The organism is Anatilimnocola aquadivae, from assembly GCF_049819085.1.
Classification (GTDB): domain Bacteria; phylum Planctomycetota; class Planctomycetia; order Pirellulales; family Pirellulaceae; genus Anatilimnocola.
This window is the reverse complement of the sequence record NZ_CP187419.1, coordinates 5315235-5333917: the sequence shown is the minus strand read 5'-3', so window position 1 is coordinate 5333917 and position 18683 is coordinate 5315235. Positions and strand designations below refer to the sequence as shown.

Here is an 18683-nt window from a genome sequence, read left to right as displayed (position 1 = left end):
ACATCATCCGTTTGGATTGGAATTATGGATCCCGCACTCCTGTTACTTTCGCTCATCGTCTTCCTGCCCGTCATCGCAGCGCTCATCATCGCGCTCATTCCCGCTGACCAGGTCGACATGATCCGCTACGTCACGCTCGCAGCCACCGGCGTGGTGCTGGTGCTGTGCGTGGTGGGCTTCCTCGGCAACTCGCCGACGGCCTACGACGTGGCCGAAGCCCAAATGCAGAACACGTTCAACGTGGCCTGGATTCCCTCGTTCGATATCGAGTTTTTGATGGGGCTCGACGGCATCAGCTTTCCGCTGGTGATGCTCACCGCCTTTGTGAGCGTGCTCGCGATGGGCGCTAGCTGGTCGATCACCAAGTATGTCAAGGGTTACTGCATCCTGTTCCTGCTGCTCGAAACGGGCATGTTGGGCGTCTTCATGGCCCTCGACTTCTTCCTGTTCTATGTCTTCTGGGAAGTGATGCTGCTACCGATGTACTTCCTCATCGGTGTCTGGGGTGGCCCTCGCAAGGAGTACGCCGCAATCAAGTTCTTCCTCTACACCCTGCTCGGCTCGGTGTTGATGCTGATCGCTATTTTGATGCTCTACTTCGCCAGCGATCTGCACACCCTGAAGGGGGAGTACATTGCTCAGCCTGCCGATACCGATCGGCCCATCCGCTGGGAAGAACTGCAGCTTGGCGAAGCGGTCAGCGATCGATTGGGCATCAAGGTGCTCGGTAAGAAGAACAGCTACCTTGTTCTTTCCCGCAAGGAAGAAGCAGCTGACCGCGCGCTGCAAGTGAAAACGGTCAGTGGTGACGCCAACGCTGTGGCCTACGATGCTGCCTCGGGTGTTATCACGGTGACTACTGCCGCTGAAGCGAAGGCTGCCGATGTTGCCGCTGCCATTAACGGCAACGAAGCTACCTCGAAGCTGCTCTTTGCCCGCGGTGGCGATGGCCCAGCACCGCTGGTGGTCGATCAACCAGTCACGCTGGGTTCCTATCAGGTTCCGGTAGTGGACGTGGCCACGAAAGTCGCGGCTAATCCCGTTCACACGTTCAACATTCTCGCCCTCTCGGCCCTCGGCCAGCACACCGAGGTGTTCGATTACGAAATCCTCGGCAAGTCGCTGCAATGGTGGGCATTCCTGCTGCTGTTTATCGGCTTCATCATCAAGGTGCCGTCGGTTCCGGTTCACACTTGGCTGCCCGATGCTCACGTCGAAGCTCCCACGCCCATCTCAATGATTCTGGCCGGTGTGCTTTTGAAGATGGGTGGTTACGGCATCCTTCGCATCTGCTATCCCATCTGCCCCCACGGTGGTTTCGACCTGATGTGGGTCGTCTGCACACTGGGTGTGGTGAGCATGGTTTATGGTGCCTTCGCCGCTCTGGCTCAAAAAGACTTCAAGCGAATGGTCGCTTACAGCTCGGTCAGCCACATGGGTTATGTGCTGCTTGGCATCGGCGTGTGGTCGGCAACAGCGGGCAACATGTTCAATCCCGATTACTGGAACATGGGCGTCAAGGGCGCGATGTTCCAGATGATTGGCCACGGTGTCAGCTCGGCCGGCATGTTCTTTATGGTCGGTATCATCTACGACCGAGTGCATCACCGGAACCTTGAAGAATTCGGTGGTCTGTTCGGTCGCATGCCGGTTTACACAGCAATGGCGATGGGCCTGTTCTTCGCGGGGCTTGGTTTGCCAGCCTTGTGTGGATTCATCGGCGAAGTCTTCGTCGTGCTCTCGGTATGGAAGTTCAGCATGGTCCTCGCGGTCATTTCGGCTGGCGTTGTGGTACTCACGGCTGCTTACATCTTGTGGGCCATCCAGCGGGTTTACTTGGGACCTGAATACAAGGGTCCGCATGGCGACCACATCACCCCGACGAATGCTCGCGAAAACCTAATCGGGATGACCTTGCTTGCCTTCGCTATGCTGCTGGGCGTGCTGCCTCACCAAACAGTTTTGAAGTACATGGACGCCACCATCGATCGCCAGGTGAACGATCTGGCTCGCTGGACCGCCGAGGTCAAGCAGCCCATGCTCGATGCCAAAAAGACGGAACGTGCCGAAGCCAAGGCGAAAGCCGACGCCGAGAAAGTGTCCGTTCGTCTGCCTGCCAGCAACACACCTGTTGCTGCCGCGGTCATCCCTAGCGATTCCTAAGCCAGCCATCACGCGAACGAGATATAGCCAGCCGTGAACCTTCACCAGCTTGTCAGCAACCTGATCGTCGATACCAAGGGCTCGCCCAGCTCGAGCTTTCTATCGATCGCGCCCGATTCCAGCCTGGCTGTGTTTCTGCCGGAACTGATCATCTGCGCCACGATTCTGCTCATGTTGTTCGTGCGCTTGTTTGCCCTCGGTCGCAAGCTGAACACGGGTTACATCGCCCTGGCGGGCAGCCTGATTGCTTTGTACTTTGCTGCCCCTGGCAATCTGTTCTCTTTGCCCTCGGGAACCGACGCCGTGAATCCCTCCGCGATCTCGCGGATGGAAATCTTTACGGGCATGCTCGTTTACGATTCGTTTTCGGTGTACGTACGAGCCGCCCTGTTGCTATTTGCCGCTCTGTTCGTTGTCTTCACCTGGCTCTCGGGCATTCCTGATCTGGAAGATGGCCCCGATGTCTACACATTGGTGCTTGGCTCGACGTTGGGCCTGTGCCTGATGGCTTCGGCCAATCACTTGCTCACGATCTTTCTCGCGGTAGAAATGGCGAGCGTGCCGTCCTACGTGCTTGCGGGTTTGCTCAAGGGTCGTCGGGTCGCCAGCGAAGCTGCACTCAAGTACGCGGTGTTCGGCGCTGGTGCTGCCGGTGTGATGCTCTATGGCATTAGCTTGCTCGCTGGTCTGCTCAACACGGCTCACCTGCCCACGATGGCTGCAACCATTGCTCAGCGATTGGAACAAGGCCCACAGTTCAGCGGTAGCGAAATGATGGTCCTCGCCCTCGGCGGTCTGCTGATGAGCGTCGGTCTCGCCTTCAAACTTTCGGCCGTGCCGTTCCACTTCTGGTGCCCAGACGTGTTTGAAGGTGCCACTGCCGAGGTCAACGCGTTTCTCAGTGTGGCCTCCAAGGCCGGTGCTCTCGCTCTGCTCGTTCGTGTGACAATTGGCCTGGGCTTTATTGCACCCGCGAGTGTGGCCCCCGGTGAGCGAACGGCGAACTGGAAGCCAGATGCTGCCGTGAACAGCCCAGCTACCGTGCAGCGTGCCGATCTGGATCCGGCCAAGTATCAGGTGGCTCTGCAAGTGGCTGCCGAGAAGCCAGCTGAATCGGTAAATCCAGCCGTCGCTCCGCTCGTGGAAGAATCTCCCTCGGCGGTTCGCGGCAAGCACAATGCGGCCCTTGGTCGCGTGCGCTGGTTCATTGCTCGCTTGGTAGCCCTGTTTGCAATTGTTACTTGCACCTTTGGTAACCTTGCCGCCTACGGTCAAAACAACATCAAGCGGCTTTTCGCTTACAGTACGATCGCCCATGCCGGTTACATGATGATGCCCATCGCGGCAGTCATGGTGCTGGGCGGCACCGATGCCACGAATGCCGGAGCCGAGCGAGCGATCGCAGCCCTAGCGATTTATATCGCGGTTTACTTGTTCATGAACCTCGGTGCCTTTGCGGTGGTCGCATTTCTACGCAATGCGATGCGCAGCGAAGATCTGAACGACTACGCTGGCCTGATTAAGCGTTGCCCGCTAACGGTGATCTGCTTCTCGCTGATTTTGTTCAGCTTGGTGGGCCTGCCGCCGCTGTCGGGCTTTGTGGGCAAGTTCGCGATCTTCGCCTCGCTAGTCGAAGCCTACAAGCTTGCCGGTCAAGACGGCTTCTTCCTGCTCGTAATGATTGTCATTGGCGGTTTGAACACGGCCATCAGCCTGTTCTATTACTTGCGAGTGGTGAAGATCATGACGATTGACGAAGAGCCTCGCGATCGCCGGCCATTTGTCTTCTCCGATGTCTCGCTCGCCAGTGCCTTCCTGTGGTTGATCACGCTCCCCACGGCAGCCCTCATGATCAACTGGGACGGCCTCAATCGGCTCGCTTTGGCCGCAGCCAGTCAATTGTTCTAACGCACACCGACCTCCTCGCCGCACCCTGCGGTTTGTGATTGCCGCTATGACCGACGAATCGACCTACGCAATTCTGAACCACTTGGTAACCTTGCACAGCAAGTCGCTAGCGATGTACCTCAGCTATGCTCGCCCCTGGGCAATCGCAGCGAATCCCAAGGCGATGGCTGTGCTTGAGCAAATGGTGGAAGATCAGCAGCGTACGATCGATCGTCTCGCTGGCATCATCCTGGAGATGGGCCCCGTCGATAACGGCGAGTTCCCCATTTTCTTCACCGGCTACCACGACCTATCGGTGGAGTGGTTGGTCAGCAAACTGATCGAGCGTCAACAGAAGACCATTGCCATCATCGAGAACATCATCGGCAAACTGGCGATGGCTCCCTATGCTCAAGCCGTCGCCAAGGAAGTCCTTGGCGAAGCCAAGGGGCATCTCGAGAATCTACAGGAAGTGGCCGCCGACCTGACGGCGGCCGCAGTCTGAGCGGATTCGGTCAGATCGCGTTATGGAACTTTACGACACGCACGCGCACTTGTTCGATCCGCAACTGGCGATCGATACGGCCGGCGTGATCGAACGTGCCCGGCAGGCAGGTGTCACGCGCATGCTCGCCGTCGGCACTACCGCCGGTTCCAGCGAGCGCTGTTGTCTCTATGCCCAGCAACATCCGCAGGTCATCCGCTGTGCGGCCGGCATCCACCCGAATCACGCAGGCGAAGCATTGCCGGGAGATTGGGCCCGCATCGAGAAATTAGCCGCCTTGCCTGAAGTCGTGGCGCTGGGCGAAACAGGCCTCGATCTCTATTGGAAAGATTGCCCGCTCGAAGTGCAGCAAGATTACTTCGATCGGCACATTCGCCTCTCGCAGCAAACTGGGCTGGCACTCGTCATTCATCTGCGCGAGACAAACGACGAAATCCTGACGATGTTGCAGGAGGCTCGCACGCGTGGCGAACTGCGCGGCGTGATGCACTCCTTCACCGGCACCGCCGAGCAAGCGGGCGAGTTTCTGAAAGTGGGTATGCACATTAGTTTTGCCGGCATGCTGACGTTTAAAAAATCGGACGACTTGCGTGCGGTGGCTGAGACCATTCCTGCCGATCGGCTGCTGGTCGAAACCGACTCGCCCTATCTAACGCCTCATCCTTTTCGCAGCCAGCGACCGAACGAACCGAGACTCGTCGTTCACACGGCCCAGTGCCTGGCCGAAACGCGTGGCATCACGCTGGAAGAACTTGCCTCGTTGACGACGGCCAACGCGCTGCGACTCTTTGCTCGCGCGTAACATGATTTTCAGTTCAACTCGCGCGTCGTTGCACGCGCTGATAGATCACCAGCAGTTCACGCTCGAGCGAATCGGTGTTGGCGTAGATCTCGGTCTCGCTCATCCAGCCGCAATTCGGGTCATCACCCACGTCACTAAGGAGTTCTTGCGCCAAGCTGATCAAAGTGGCCGAGAGCGAGTCATCGTTGCCGCAGCGCGAACAGAGAGCGGCCCGGGCCTCGGTAGGCTCAAATTCGATCAGGCCGGAAATCGTATCTGCTGCGTGGACCATAGACTCGTTTCAAAACTCACAAGTTTTCAGACGCTTAGTTTTTCAGGCACTCTGTCGTCGCAAGGGGCGGCTGCTGATTGGCTGAGCCTGTGAACCTCCGAACAGACGCAACGTTTGTTGCTCTCGTTCGGCGAGCAGGCTCGCGTGGACATCGGCCAGAAGCGCGCGAACTTTGTCGACAGCGGCCGACTCGTTCAACTCCCAAGCCGAAAAATCAGCAGGCAAAAACGGTTCATCGTCGTCGCTGCGGTCGGGGCCACCGGGGCCATCATCGTTGCCGGGATTCTCGGCCGACTCTTCGGCCAGGCGAAAAGCGTAGGGCCCAAATTCAATCAGCGAACCAAGCTTCAGTTCCGTCGCATCCACGGCCATCTCGTCGACGTACAACTCGGGCCCAACGCCCAGCCGCCGAACGGTGATGGCATTCTCTTTTTGATAGATATAGAGGTAAGTCTCGGGGAACTCGCTGTCTGCCAGCACCAGGTCGCAATCAGCTGCGGTGCCGATCATGAAGACCGGACCGTCGATCGGGCGGAACATTTGTCGCGCCTGGCCGCGGACGATGGCCAGCCCGCGAGTGCCGTAAAGCTGTGACGATTTTGCGGTCGATGCATGGCTCGCAGCCGTTTTCGGCATGGGCATATGCGGCGGATAAGGTTCGCCAGCTTCATCGATCCGGGCCACAAACTTCGGCATCACGCCAATCCTTTAGCACAGACTGCGGCACGAAGGTTCGCGCCGCGAGGGTCGGTCAACTCGCACTACCAGCCACATTGGCTGTTACCGTCATCATCGGATTTCACGCTGCCCACGCGTAAAGCGCAAAGGGACGCGCGCGGCAAAAAAGTACGCGGCTAAGCCAACGCAGACGTCATAAGTGGACTTGCTTAGTTCTTGAACCGGTCGACTTTCAGCACGGGCTGCTTCATTCCCCTTTCGACCGTCACTTTCAAATCCGAGGTGTTGGGGGTGGCATAGCGAGTGTCAATCTTGCCAGGCGCCAACATCGTGCTGCCGGGTACCGGCTGGCGCCCGATTTCGATAATTAGCACCGTGTGAACGCCGAGGGGCGCTCCGTCGTTTTCACTGATCGTGGTTAAATGAAATGAGCCATCGGGTTTGATCTGCCCTCGCGAGCTCGTTTCTTTTTCTTTCAATTCAAAATTGATCAGCGAGCCAGCCAGTTCCGTTGCAGGCTGGTCGTTGTCGCTCCAAACCACTTTCCCGTTAATCGGCTGCATGCCCGAGTTGTTGCAGCCAGCAAGAGAGCAAAGGGCAACCAGCACCAAGCAGGCGCGCAGAGACTTTCCGGACAAATACATCGTGGAATCCTTGCAGGACAGGAATCAAAAACGAGCCTCGTCATCGACTAGCCAGCGACGGTGAGGTGGACAGGCAGAAATGCTTCTCGCCAGTGATTAGTCGTTGGCGACTTCGCCATCGTTGCGCACGGCCAGCGCACGCAGGTTGATGCTGTCGATCGACGTTTTGATGCTGCGTGTGCTGCCATCACAAAACACAAATTGGCAGATGCCGGGATGAAAGCTGCCGAACTTGCGAGCGAAGATGCCGTCGACGACGCCAGCGCTGGGCGTGAGATCGTCCGGGCCCCGCGCGAGCGGATCTTCGATGCCGGCAATGCGACCGGGAAAGGCTGACCAGGCACCGCTATAGATCGGGCCATCGCCGACTTTCAACATGCCGAACATTTTGTTCGGCACATGCTTCTCGCCAACCAGAAAGGTGTTGCTGGTACCATCTTCAATCGACGCCAGGCGAGTGTTGCTGGACCACATGGTTACTTGAAAGCCGGCAGCAGCCGGATTCGCTGGAGCGGGCACCGGGGTTGCAATGATGATCGCGCCATTGCTGTTCGTATTGAACCAATTCTGCGCGCTCGGATTGTTAGGCGTCCCGCGCATGTCGCCCACGCAGGCTGCGTAGTCGCCCACCGAACCCGGTAGATTGTTGGCAGCGCTAAAGCGTTGCTCGGTCGAAGTCCCGACAGCTGGAGGCGGCGTAGTATCCGCTACTGCAAACCCTTCGCTCTTGCTGAGGCCTTTCGTGCGACGCGAAGGACAAAAGTTGTTCTTGATTTGGGTCTCCCGCGCAACCTGCGACTGTTCCGCATACTTGAGCCGCATGTTCCATTGTTCTTGCAACGCGCGCTGCTCCATGTACGGCATGATGAAGACCCAGTAGGTGGCCCATCCTTCGCCACCGGCCATGCGCAACGGCGGCAGATACAACTGCGTATCGTGAAAGTTTTGCGTTGCCAGTCCATGTTGCCGCAAGTTATTCATGCACGAGGCCCGACGGGCGGACTCACGCGCGGCTTGCACGGCAGGCAAGAGCAGGGCGACCAGCACTCCAATGATGGCAATCACAACCAGCAGCTCGACGAGCGTAAAGCCCGGAGCCTTGCGATGAGAGAGAGGCATTTGATAAGACCTTGAATGAGAAGAGAGGTTTCACACGCCGCATGGACAAGCCGCAGTGAACACGGGCAATTCTAACGATCCATTTTTCGTTAGCAAAGTAATTTCGCCCCTGAAAATCTCCCAAGTCTACGTGCTGCAAGCATCTCTGTTTCAAGCATTTTTAGTAGAAAAAAGGCTGAGCTTCTTAAGAACTGGTCCCGCGAAGTGGTAACGACGCCGAGCGGACTGGGGTGACCGCTGATCTCAAAAATTGGTTATGTGCCGCGGATGAAGCTTGGAGCGGATGCTAATGAAAGTCTCTGGACTGAGACTTCATTTCCCCCACGCGGCCGGCAAGATGCTCCATTTTTGCCACGAGCACGTGGATCACACCTTTCTGATGTTGCAATCTTCCCGAGGCGATCAGCGAAGACGCGGTGCGAGCCACCTGGTAGTAACGCTCCCAGACGTCCACCTTTATGATGAGATTGGCGACGCCGGTTTCGTCTTCGAGCGTGACGAAGGTGATTCCTTTGGCCGTGCTGGGGCGCTGGCGGACGAGGACCAGGCCTGCTACGCGCACGAACGTACCGTCCTCGGTGTCGGCCAATTTCGCTGCCGGGGTGATGTGCAGAGAGTCTAGTTGTTCGCGGAAGAAGGAGATGGGGTGGGCACGCAGCGACATCCCCTTGGTTCGATAATCGGCCAACACTTGCTCGAGGCCGCTCATCTGCGGCAATGCTGTGGGCAGGTTCTCGTCGTCATCCAAGCCCGCGAGCAAGGGCAACTGCTTCTCTTGAGCCAGCGACTGCCAGAGTGCCTGTCGCCGATCCAATGCCACCGATTGAAAGGCATCGGCGCTCGCCAGCAGTTTGATCACGGATTTGCCGAGTTCCGAGCGACAGCCAAAGTCTGCGATGGAACGAAACGGCCTGGTTTGCGCGATGCGATCTCCGTGCAACTGCGAGAGTCCTGAAATCGAGCGCAAGCCGAGACGCAATGCCCCTTGTTCCAGCGTACAGTCCCAATCGCTGTGGTTTACATCCACCGGCAAGACCGTCACTCCATGTTCCTGGGCATTTCGCACCAGCTGAGCCGGCGCATAGAAACCCATGGGCTGGCTGTTCAGCAGGGCGGCGCAAAAGGCGGCCGGATAGTGGCACTTGAGCCAGGCCGAAGCATAGGCGAGCAGCGCGAAGCTCGCGGCGTGCGACTCCGGGAAGCCATATTCGCCAAACCCTTTGATCTGATTGAAAACGCATTCTGCAAACTCGGGCGTCAATCCCTTCGCCAGCATCCCCTCGATCAGTTTTTTGCGAAACTCTCCGATCAGCCCGGGACGTCGCCACCCTGCCATGGCGCGTCGCAGTTGGTCAGCTTCACCGGGGGTAAAACCAGCGGCCACCACCGCCAGCCGCATGGCCTGCTCTTGAAAGAGCGGCACACCGAGCGTGTTCTTTAGAACCTCGCCGATCTCCGGATTGGGATAGGTCACCTGCTCTTCACCGGCGCGCCGCCGCAAATAAGGATGAACCATGTTCCCTTGAATGGGCCCCGGGCGGACGATTGCGACCTCGATCACCAGGTCGTAAAAGCATTCAGGCTTTAGCCGCGGCAACATGCTCATTTGCGCGCGGCTCTCAATTTGAAACACACCCATCGTGTCGGCCCGCGAAATCATCTCGTAAGTCGGCTTGTCTCCTTCGGGAATATCGGCCAGCGTGAGCTCTGGTCCGCCGTGCTGATGGATCAGCTCAAAACTTTTGCGAATGGCAGTCAGCATCCCCAGCGAAAGGCAGTCCACCTTGAGGATGCCCAGTTCGTCGAGATCATCCTTGTCCCATTCGATGACGGTCCGCCCTGGCATCGCGGCGTTCTCAATGGGAACTAGTTCGCAGAGCGGACCTTGCGTCATCACCATGCCACCCACGTGTTGACCAAGATGGCGAGGAAAACCAACCAGTTGGCCCACGAGAGTTTGCAGCTGCTGACCAATCAGCGATTCCGTATCGAGCCCCGCTTGCTGCAACCTCGCACTCGTTTTTTCGGCATGGTAGCTGTCGAGCAGCTTGGCGAAACGGTCGACACCGTCGAGTGACAGACCAAGCGCTTTGCCGACATCTCGGACTGCCGACTTCGGGCGGTAGGTAATGACTTCGGCGACGATCCCGGCGCGCTCGCGGCCGTACTTCTCGTAGAGGTATTGCAACACCTCTTCACGCCGCTCGTGCTCAAAATCGATATCGATATCGGGCGCTTCGTTCCGCTCTACACTGATGAATCGCTCGAACAGTACCTCCATCCGGTCGGGATCGACCGCAGTGACACCCAGGCAGAAACAAACGGTCGAGTTGGCCGCCGAACCGCGTCCTTGGCAAAGAATGCCGCGCGAGCGAGCAAAGCAAACCAGGTCCCAGACGGTTAAAAAGTAGGCTTCGTAATGAAGCTGGCCAATGATCCTCAGTTCATGCTCGATCAGTTGCCGGACTTTCTCGGTGATGCCCGCCGGGTAACGCGTTTTCGCCCCTTCCCACGTCAACCTTGCCAGATACTCTGACAGCGATTCTCCGCGCGGCGCAAGTTCCTCTGGGTATTCGTAGCGCAGGTCATCGAGCGAGAAAGTGCAACGGTCGGCAATCTCGATGGTTCGGCGAACGGCAGCCGGAACGCGGGCAAACAGTTCCGCCATTTCCTGAGGCGATTTCAAATGACGTTCGGCGTTGGGTAGCAACAGCTCCGCCGCTTCAACGACCGTGCAACCCGCACGCGTCGCGGTGAGCACATCGGCTAAAGGTCGGCGGTCGGGATGATGAAAATGAACGCCCCCAGCGGCGACAACGGGAACTCGAGCCTGTTTGGCCAAGCGCAGGGCATGGTCTAATTGTTCTTCATCACGAGAGCCGTAGTGCAGAGCAGTGAGCAGATAACAACGATCGCCGAAAACTTCTCGATAGCGAGATACATCTGTGTGCGGTTCCACCACGCAAGCCAACAGCCCTTCGGCATGTTCCGCCAAGTCGTGGAACGTCAGTTGGCATTCCCCCTTCGGAGCATTACGTCGGCCCACGGTAATGAGACGAGCGAGTTGCCCGTAGGCCCGGCGGTCGGTGGCGAGCAAGACGGCTGCGCAGGCATCGTCGGGAGTGATCTCTGCGCCAATAAGTAACTTCAGACCAACTTGCTTGGCTGCTCCATGCGCCCGGACCACGCCGGCCAAGCTGTTGCGATCTGTAATGGCGAGCGCTGCGTAGTCGAGTTCCGCAGCTCGGTTGACCAGTTCATCGGGATGCGAAGCCCCTTCTAAAAATGAGAAGTTCGTTTTGCAGTGCAGTTCGGCATACTGCCGGCCCGACCCCGGCGCTCGCGCGATCGGATGAAGTTGAATGGGTCGTTTCTCGTCGTGTTGTTCAGGCATGGCTAGTCAAAGATCCCGTGCAAAAACCATTTACCCCGGCTGCGAAACAACCAGTAGCGACGCCCCTGCTCGCTCTCGACGCGGTAGTAATCGCGGCGGATGTATTGGCCGCGCCACCAGCCTGTTTGAATTCGCTCGGGGCCCCAACTTTGCCGCGTGCGATGTTGCTCGCCTTGAAAGCGAAACTGCATCGGTGGCCCCTCGAGGGCGATCGACAGCACTTCGAGCTGGATCGGGCGAGGTTCCATGAGCAGCGGACGATCGGGCAACTTCCGCTTGTCCGTTGCCGCTGGGCGTTTGACATTGCCGGCTAAGATTTCATAGCGATAGGCGTACTCGGGCTGAGCGTCGGCAGCGAGCGCGGGGCGCAAGACCGCTTCGCGGCCAAGCTGACTACTGAGCCGATCGATCAGCAGGGCTAACTCACGCTCGCGATCATGGTTCGAGGCAAACAATTCGCGCTGTCGATAAACCAATCGGGCAGAAAGCAACACCGCCAGTCGAATCGAGACGACCGGTCCAGGGAGGACGCAGCGTTCCAGCCGTGTTCGCAATAATTCCAGCAAGTGCCGTGGGTTATTGCTGGCTTCAAACAGGCCCACCAAGAGGTGTACGTTATCCTTGGCAGACACCAGCTTGCATTCGAGTTGAATGGCTCCGTGTTGCCGAGCGACAAGCTCGCGAGAGACATCGCTAACGAGTTCCGCAAGCACACCTTCCAGGAAGCTTCGACTTTCGACGGGATCTTCAAATTGACGTTCCGCGATCATATCGGGCACTGCGCGATGGATCGCGATGGGCTCGGGCCTGTCACCAGTGGCCTGATCGAGCCGATTGAGCAACTGCTGCCCGAATCGCGCGAGTAAGCTGTCGCGAGGAAGAGCCAGCAGTTGTCCCACTTGCTGGATGCCAAGCTCCTTGAGCAGCGGAACGATCGGTGGCGACAGGCGTAATGCTTCTACCGGCAAACTGGCCAGTGTTTGACGATCACCCGGTTCGACGATGCAAAGCGACGCTTCGCGCAGGGTGGCTCCCCAGGCCGCTCCGACGGAATCTGCAATCGTGAGATAAATGACTAGGCCCCGGCGCGCGAAGGCTCGGAAGACTCGCTCGGCGAGGGCCTCTTCACCATGAAAGATAGGTGCCAAGCCGGTGATATCGAGAAACAAGCTGCTCGGGCGCTCACCTTCTTCCAGCCCGACCACAGGACTGAACTGCTCGCACCATTCGGCGATCCGTTCGAGGGTGCGAAGATCGGCGAGTGGATCGTACAGTACAAGTTGCACGTTCCCGGCTTCAGCCACGGGCATGCCGGGAAGAACGTCGAGCTTGTTCGAAGCCACAATTCGGCGTCCCTTGCGCTCTTCATACACGGCGACGTCGCGGCGTTTGAGCTGGGGGCGCGCGTTGAAGAGGCGTTGCACCGGCCAGTTCGGAAATCGAATGCACAGGATTCGCGTCATGGAGTAATCCTTCTTCGCTGATTTCCACTTCTACCGATTGACCACTGACGCCTCCGCGGCAGCGCAAGATATCCACCTTGAATCGCCGTCTTCCCGCCGAGCAAACGGCTTGTATCAGCAAACGCACGTCAGCCCACGAGGGTTCGCGAATCACCGAGGGACAACGCACGAGCAGACCCAGGCTGCGGCCTTTTTCCGCCGCCAACTGCCAGCGACGAAAGGCTCGATCGGTGAGTTGATCGGGCCAACACAACACCGCGGCGATCGCGGGACAGCTCAGCGTTTGATTCAACGCCCAATCCAGATCTTGCCTGGTAGCTGGGCAGACCACGACGATGGTTCGCAGGTCACAGCCCAGCGCCGCTGCAGCCGGTGGATAGAAGCGCCGGTGTTGATCGACCACGATATATTTTTGTCCTGCCTGGCAGGCTTGGCGCGCAGCGATCAAGGCGAGCAGAGTTGCCCCGCCTCCGGCATCGCCGAGCCATTCGATCAAGGTTCCTCGTCGCCAGCCGCCTCCCAGTGCAGAATCGAAAGCCCGGCTGCCGGTGGGAATCACTTCTGCCGCAGCAGAGTTCTTTACCCCGGTCTGCAGTTGCGCTTGCAGAGCAGCCAGAATGTCATCTCGATCCGGCAAGGCAGTCTCTCCTCAATGAGTGATAGTGAACATGCGTACAGTTTGCATGGCGGTCGTTGAAAAGCAAGCCTGAACGGTTCGAAGCCCAACATCTTGGTGTTGCTGCCTGCCTGAGCCCCAACCAGAATGGAACGGATATGTGCGGAAGAATCACCCAGAAATCAAACCTGCATCAAATCGCCGAAGAGTTCGCGGCGGATCCCAGCCCCGCTATCGGCTGGGAGCCGATTTACAACATTACGCCGGGCATGAACGTGGTCGCGGTCCGCCTGGTCGACGGCAAGCGGGAACTTGCCAGGTTTCAATGGCAACTCGTTCCGTCCTGGTCACCCACGCGCAAGACCACCTACAGCACGTTTCTGGCGCGGGCCGAGCGAGTTCGCACGGCACCGGCGTTTCGCAGTGCCTATCAGCATCGGCGTTGCTTGGTCGTCGCCGATTTCTATCACGAATGGGAAGGCCCGAAAAAAGCTCGGCTACCCACGCGGTATCAAGTGGATGGTGGCAAGCCCTTCGCACTCGCGGGTCTGTGGGAACGCTGGGACAAAGAAGGCGAGCCACTCGAATCGTGCGCGGTCATCGTTACTGAGGCCAATGCGTTGGCCAGCAAGGTCCATGACCGAATGCCCGTGATCTTGGACGAGCGTGACTACGACGGCTGGCTGCGCGGCGACGAAATCCCACTGATCCCCTTCCCGCCCGAGCGCATGGAAGCTTTCGAAAACACGACCTGGCTCAACGACCCGCGGCATCAAGGCCCCGAGTGCATCGGCCCGAGATCGCCCCAAAAGTCGTTGCTGCCCAAAGATGGCTGACGCGCGCTGCGCCGACTTACGTCAAACACGAACCGGAAATGCGCGAGCTAAAAAGAACGTAAGTGTTCAACCTGGGCTCGGATTGTTGAACACACATTGCCAGTAAACCCCGAGAGATACGCCACCTGCTGTTCAACAATGGGCCCAATTGTTGAACGCCCCCCGTTTTGATGGTCGCCCATTCTTCTGCGACGTAAGTCTCAGTACGTGCGAGCCACTGCGGCGGGTTTTCTTTGCGCAGGTTCAACAGTACGATTCAGCCTGCTATAGCCCTCCTCGTTTTTAAACTCGACTGCATTGCCTGCCATGAAAATTGCCTACTTCGATTGTGCCAGCGGGATCAGCGGCGATATGACCCTCGGAGCACTCGTCGACTGTGGTGTCGACCTGGCGGCGATTCAGGCCGGCGTTGATTCGCTGGGCTTCACGCAGATTCAGTTCAGCGTGGCCGAAGTGAAACGCAAAGGCTTTCGCGGGCAGAAGGTCAGCATCGATCATCCCAAGGAGCAGGCCCACCGGCACTTGCACCACATCGTCGAGAAGATCGACGCGAGCACCGTCCTGACGCAAACACAAAAGGACCTCGCCCGCCGCATCTTCACCTGCATCGGCGAAGCCGAAGCACGCGTACACGGCAGCACCTTGCGAAAGGTTCACTTTCATGAAGTCGGTGCGGTCGATTCCATCGCGGATGTCGTCGGCAGTGCCATCGGTCTGTCGCTCCTTGGCGTCGATCGCATCGTCTGCTCGCCGGTGCCGACAGGGACGGGCTTCATCGAAATCGAACATGGCCGCGTTAGTGTGCCCGCCCCAGCGGTCGCCGAGATTCTGAAGGGGATTCCGCTCGCGGCCTCGCATGTGCCGTTCGAGTTGACCACTCCTACTGGCGCGGCGATTATTGCCACCGTAGCCGATGAATTTGGCCCTTTGCCGGCGATGATGATTCGCACGATCGGCCTGGGGGCTGGTGACAGAGATTTGAAAGAGCAGCCCAACCTGCTGCGGCTGATCGTCGGCGAAGTCGACGAACATTTGCTCAGTGACCAAGTCTGGGTGCTGGAGACGAACCTCGACGACATCAGCGGCGAAGTGATCGGGCATTGCACCGCCAAGCTTTTCGAGGCCGGCGCGCTCGATGTCTATACCACGGCGATTCAGATGAAAAAGAATCGTCCGGGCGTGCTGGTGACTGTTCTTTGCCAGCCCGAATTGATCGCCAAGATGGAGAAGATTCTGTTTAAGGAAACCGGGACGCTTGGCATTCGTCGCTGGCCCGCGAGTCGCCACAAGCTAGAACGCCGCGCTCACACCATTCAGACCGAATGGGGCGAAGTGCTGGGAAAACTGGCTGTCCTTAGCGACGGGACCACCAGCTTTAGTCCCGAATTTGAAAGCTGCCGGACTATCGCTGCCGCGAGAAACGTCCCGCTGAAAGATGTATACGATCTGGCCCTGCGGACCTATCAGCAGGGAACAGCCAGCAGTTCGTGACCAGCCTGTCTCACCGCGGAGGCATTGGCCTGGGGACGATGAACTGCTCGACTCTCTCCCAGAGTCGCCGGCAGACCGGTATCAGCAAGAAGCGACGTTCAACCTTCAGAGAGAGGCCGAGTTGGAACGCCAACATCGCTGCAGCCGCCCAACACAATGGGTTCACGGTCAGCCAAACCTTCGTGGACTCGCCGCGTAGTTTGATGTATCCCAGCGCTGGGTACTGCTTATCGAGCCACCTCTCGTAGCCATGCAATTGGTAATCGGGAAAGGGAAATGGCCGCACAGGAATGCCAAAGTAGGCGTCCATCACACTCCAGCGGTAGCGAATCAGCAGGCTGTAGAGACAGATCGCTGTAAGCAGCAACAGCCAGGCAATGGCGAGTACGGTGGCGAGTTTGCTACGCGGCACGAGTGCGGGCGGTCCCAATTGTCCCAAGTTCCAGGCGAGTAGCCCGAAGAGCAAGAAGGTAGGCCAGAAGAACATCCCAAATTGGGCAACCACCGCCCAATAGAAAAAGAACTTCCAATTCACGATCGCCAGCGCCACCAGCAACAACGCGATCAGAATCGTGCGCAGGCTGAATTGTGGTGGTCGCCAGGGCGCAGACGGTTCTTGCATGGCTGCTTGGCATCAAGCTCGTTGGGCCGTGGGTGACGAATGCAAAAGCCAGTTTCTCAATGGCGATCGCTCGTCGCTTTCACGCGGAAGGTCGCCCGGTGAAAATGCTCGTTATTTTCGACTTCCGGAGCCTCGAATTCGGCGAGCTTGAAGTGCTTGGCGGCTTCGCTGTTGGCGAGCTCGGGCGTAAGCTTGGAGGCAGAAATCAGTCGCACTTCGGTAAACGGAATCTCCGCCGAGACCCAAACCGGCACCGGGTCATCGTCTTCAGACTCGCGCGCATCACAGTGCCAGTCGATCAAAAAGCGGTTGCCATTGCGCTGCTGAAATTCAATCCGGTGATCGTCCGGGGCGGCGTGCCATCCCACATAGATGTTACATGGATTGTCGGGGAGGACGGGATGTAGTTCACCCTTCTTGAAGGAGACTTTAAACTGCTCGCCTACCAGTGCTTGCCAGCCTTTATTGAAACCAAACGGTGGCCCCTCTAAGTGGGCAGGTTGCATATGATCGGGAACGTAACGATCGGTGCATTGGATTTCGAGGCGATATCCCACGTTTGGATTTCCCACTTCGACGTAAGCCACCAAAGAGGATGCCTCGGTATCGACTTCGAAGTCCATGCCCACATAGCGCAGCAGGTTCTCGGTGCGGCGTACGTTCAGCAATTGGCCGTGACGAACCTCTATTCCTGCGGCCACGAGCTTCTCTAGCGTGGCGACTTCGATTTGCTCACTGCCGAACTCGACCTCTTTCAGATGAGGCAAGGCCAACAGCAGCGGCAAGCCCGCGTCGTTGACTTTGGTCTCGGAAAGTTGCAAGTTCTTCAACTGAGGCAACTCGGTGAGCAACTTCAGACCATCGTTGGTGATTGCAGTTCGGTACAACGACAATCGCTGCAATTGCTGGCAACGCTTCAAATGTGGCAACCCGGCGTCGGTCACCTTGGTTCCCCACAATCCAAGCGTCGTCATCTGGCTGAATGCACCGACCTGTTTCAGGCCCTCGTCGGTCAATGGCGAGTCAGTGAAACCGACCCACGTCAGCAACTGCGGGTTGGGGATATGAACGAGGCCACTGCCGGTGATCTTGGTTTCTTCGAGATGCAACGTCGTCAGTTCCGGCAGGTGCCGCAAATGGATGAGGCCCCGATCGGTCAAATTCTCGGCGGCAAGCGATAGACGCTTCAGTCGTGGCATCTTTTCTAGTGCCGCGAGTCCATCGTCGGTGATCTTTGCCCCACGGAGCCAGATGTCTTCAAGCTTTGGCATTTGCGCGAGCAGAGCAAACTCTTCGTCGTTCAAACTACCGCGTAACATCGCGTCGATGATTCGAGTCACCTCACCCTGATCGTCAACTTCTACCTCCAGGCCGATTGCCTGCAGCGCTGCCGCAAAGTCCCCTTTATTCGCAGTGAGCGCTGCCTTGAAACTCAAGTTCTTTCTTGCCATATCTGCTCGTGTTTCCATCTCTGCAGGAAGAAAGTTGGGAATGGGGGCAGCCTTGTCTGCACCAGCAATCTGGACAGGGGACCGTTGTTGCTTCTCGCGCGGGCTGCAGCTTGCGGCGCAGACAACCGCCAAGAGGAACGGCAACGAACGACGATGAAGCTGCATCAGCTGACTCGGCAGTCTTGTGAAACTCACGTCGTAACACCATGTTACGACGGCCCAAGAATAACTGCTTTGCAATCGGTTTGCACGTTGAAACCGAGAATGCGAGTTGGCCACGAGGACATCGTCCTCGCAAGAATCGTTTTGCTTAGGAAAGCTAGGCCCGGGCGTGCTTGGCGACGCGTATTTGAGCGCGGGCTTGAAGGACGGCGCGGTCGCGAATAGCGAGCAGCTCGTCGGTGTTGGCGGGACGAGCTTGCGCGGCTGCCAGAGCGGCTTCGACAGCAGCCAGGTTGATCTTGGCGGCGGGAACAGCGCGGTTTGTGAGAACCGAGACGACGTTATCGACGACCTGGACGAAGCCGCCGTCGATGTAATAACGCACTTCTTTGCCGGCGGTCTTGATGCGCATCTCGCCGAAGCCGAGGCGGCCGATCAGCGGGCTGTGGTCGATCCCGATGCCAATTTCGCCGTCATACAGCGGCAGCGCGACAAACTCAGCCTCTTGTTCGAGGGCCGTTTGTTCCGGCGTGACGACGACGACTTGCAACATCTTGGCCATGACTAACCTACACGAAT

16 protein-coding genes are annotated in these 18683 nt (G+C 58.1%); 6 read left to right on the top strand and 10 right to left on the bottom strand.

Annotation, left to right across the window (positions count from 1 at the left end; genetic code table 11):
• Positions 1-24: 24 nt before the first annotated feature.
• From NA78x_RS21075 to NA78x_RS21060, 4 genes are read left to right on the top strand one after another with little or no spacing between them, the layout of a single operon-like run.
• Positions 25-2163, top strand: a complete 2139-nt coding sequence (locus tag NA78x_RS21075) for a complex I subunit 4 family protein (protein WP_425614351.1) — start codon at positions 25-27, stop codon at positions 2161-2163.
• A gap of 33 nt (positions 2164-2196) precedes the next feature.
• Positions 2197-4071, top strand: coding sequence for an NADH-quinone oxidoreductase subunit N (locus NA78x_RS21070; protein WP_425614350.1), 1875 nt, complete (start codon positions 2197-2199; stop codon positions 4069-4071).
• Between the two features lie 46 nt (positions 4072-4117).
• The gene (locus tag NA78x_RS21065) at positions 4118-4555 is read left to right on the top strand and encodes a hypothetical protein (RefSeq protein ID WP_425614349.1); all 438 of its coding nucleotides are present in this window, start codon (positions 4118-4120) and stop codon (positions 4553-4555) included.
• 22 nt (positions 4556-4577) lie between these two features.
• On the top strand, positions 4578-5357 hold the full coding sequence (locus NA78x_RS21060) for a TatD family hydrolase (RefSeq protein WP_425614348.1): 780 nt from the start codon (positions 4578-4580) through the stop codon (positions 5355-5357).
• Positions 5358-5370: 13 nt separating this feature from the next.
• Here NA78x_RS21060 and NA78x_RS21055 read toward each other — a convergent pair whose 3' ends face one another.
• The 7 genes from NA78x_RS21055 to NA78x_RS21025 all read right to left on the bottom strand — a co-directional run bounded on the left by NA78x_RS21055 (position 5371) and on the right by NA78x_RS21025 (position 13563).
• The gene (locus tag NA78x_RS21055; protein ID WP_425614347.1) at positions 5371-5628 is read right to left on the bottom strand and encodes a hypothetical protein; all 258 of its coding nucleotides are present in this window, start codon (positions 5626-5628) and stop codon (positions 5371-5373) included.
• A gap of 42 nt (positions 5629-5670) precedes the next feature.
• A complete protein-coding gene (locus tag NA78x_RS21050; protein ID WP_425614346.1) occupies positions 5671-6324 on the bottom strand; it encodes an FHA domain-containing protein in 654 nt (217 codons plus the stop codon).
• Positions 6325-6515: 191 nt separating this feature from the next.
• Positions 6516-6950, bottom strand: coding sequence for a hypothetical protein (locus NA78x_RS21045; RefSeq protein WP_425614345.1), 435 nt, complete (start codon positions 6948-6950; stop codon positions 6516-6518).
• A 96-nt stretch (positions 6951-7046) separates the two neighbouring features.
• Positions 7047-8069, bottom strand: coding sequence for a DUF1559 domain-containing protein (locus tag NA78x_RS21040; RefSeq protein WP_425614344.1), 1023 nt, complete (start codon positions 8067-8069; stop codon positions 7047-7049).
• Positions 8070-8355: 286 nt separating this feature from the next.
• Positions 8356-11463, bottom strand: coding sequence for an error-prone DNA polymerase (locus NA78x_RS21035; RefSeq protein ID WP_425614343.1), 3108 nt, complete (start codon positions 11461-11463; stop codon positions 8356-8358).
• A 2-nt stretch (positions 11464-11465) separates the two neighbouring features.
• Complete coding sequence (locus NA78x_RS21030) at positions 11466-12926, bottom strand: Y-family DNA polymerase (protein ID WP_425614342.1); 1461 nt, start codon at positions 12924-12926, stop codon at positions 11466-11468.
• Positions 12829-13563, bottom strand: a complete 735-nt coding sequence (locus NA78x_RS21025) for an ImuA family protein (RefSeq protein ID WP_425614341.1) — start codon at positions 13561-13563, stop codon at positions 12829-12831. The genes NA78x_RS21030 and NA78x_RS21025 overlap by 98 nt, the downstream gene beginning before the upstream one ends.
• Before the next feature lie 137 nt (positions 13564-13700).
• On the opposite strand from NA78x_RS21025, the gene NA78x_RS21020 reads away from it, so the two are divergent.
• Both NA78x_RS21020 and larC read left to right on the top strand, forming a co-directional pair.
• Positions 13701-14378: an SOS response-associated peptidase gene (locus tag NA78x_RS21020; protein WP_425614340.1), complete on the top strand. Its 678-nt coding sequence runs from the start codon at positions 13701-13703 to the stop codon at positions 14376-14378.
• A gap of 306 nt (positions 14379-14684) precedes the next feature.
• Positions 14685-15869: a nickel pincer cofactor biosynthesis protein LarC gene (gene larC / locus NA78x_RS21015; RefSeq protein WP_425614339.1), complete on the top strand. Its 1185-nt coding sequence runs from the start codon at positions 14685-14687 to the stop codon at positions 15867-15869.
• A gap of 10 nt (positions 15870-15879) precedes the next feature.
• Here larC and NA78x_RS21010 read toward each other — a convergent pair whose 3' ends face one another.
• The 3 genes from NA78x_RS21010 to atpC form a co-directional block, all read right to left on the bottom strand.
• Positions 15880-16491 (bottom strand): hypothetical protein, encoded by a 612-nt coding sequence (locus tag NA78x_RS21010; RefSeq protein WP_425614338.1) that lies wholly within the window; start codon positions 16489-16491, stop codon positions 15880-15882.
• Between the two features lie 56 nt (positions 16492-16547).
• On the bottom strand, positions 16548-18137 hold the full coding sequence (locus tag NA78x_RS21005) for a leucine-rich repeat domain-containing protein (RefSeq protein WP_425614337.1): 1590 nt from the start codon (positions 18135-18137) through the stop codon (positions 16548-16550).
• 124 nt (positions 18138-18261) lie between these two features.
• A complete protein-coding gene (gene atpC / locus NA78x_RS21000; protein ID WP_425614336.1) occupies positions 18262-18666 on the bottom strand; it encodes an ATP synthase F1 subunit epsilon in 405 nt (134 codons plus the stop codon).
• Positions 18667-18683 lie beyond the last annotated feature (17 nt).

What these genes read in the sequence shown, in the direction of transcription:
- NA78x_RS21040 (WP_425614344.1), bottom strand. Translation starts at nt 8,069, where the DNA reads ATGCCTCTCTCTCATCGCAAGGCTCCGGGCTTTACGCTCGTCGAGCTG.
- NA78x_RS21075 (WP_425614351.1), top strand. Translation starts at nt 25, where the DNA reads ATGGATCCCGCACTCCTGTTACTTTCGCTCATCGTCTTCCTGCCCGTC.
- NA78x_RS21045 (WP_425614345.1), bottom strand. Translation starts at nt 6,950, where the DNA reads ATGTATTTGTCCGGAAAGTCTCTGCGCGCCTGCTTGGTGCTGGTTGCC.
- NA78x_RS21050 (WP_425614346.1), bottom strand. Translation starts at nt 6,324, where the DNA reads ATGCCGAAGTTTGTGGCCCGGATCGATGAAGCTGGCGAACCTTATCCG.
- atpC (WP_425614336.1), bottom strand. Translation starts at nt 18,666, where the DNA reads ATGGCCAAGATGTTGCAAGTCGTCGTCGTCACGCCGGAACAAACGGCC.
- NA78x_RS21010 (WP_425614338.1), bottom strand. Translation starts at nt 16,491, where the DNA reads ATGCAAGAACCGTCTGCGCCCTGGCGACCACCACAATTCAGCCTGCGC.
- NA78x_RS21030 (WP_425614342.1), bottom strand. Translation starts at nt 12,926, where the DNA reads ATGACGCGAATCCTGTGCATTCGATTTCCGAACTGGCCGGTGCAACGC.
- larC (WP_425614339.1), top strand. Translation starts at nt 14,685, where the DNA reads ATGAAAATTGCCTACTTCGATTGTGCCAGCGGGATCAGCGGCGATATG.
- NA78x_RS21055 (WP_425614347.1), bottom strand. Translation starts at nt 5,628, where the DNA reads ATGGTCCACGCAGCAGATACGATTTCCGGCCTGATCGAATTTGAGCCT.
- NA78x_RS21020 (WP_425614340.1), top strand. Translation starts at nt 13,701, where the DNA reads ATGTGCGGAAGAATCACCCAGAAATCAAACCTGCATCAAATCGCCGAA.
- NA78x_RS21065 (WP_425614349.1), top strand. Translation starts at nt 4,118, where the DNA reads ATGACCGACGAATCGACCTACGCAATTCTGAACCACTTGGTAACCTTG.
- NA78x_RS21035 (WP_425614343.1), bottom strand. Translation starts at nt 11,463, where the DNA reads ATGCCTGAACAACACGACGAGAAACGACCCATTCAACTTCATCCGATC.
- NA78x_RS21060 (WP_425614348.1), top strand. Translation starts at nt 4,578, where the DNA reads ATGGAACTTTACGACACGCACGCGCACTTGTTCGATCCGCAACTGGCG.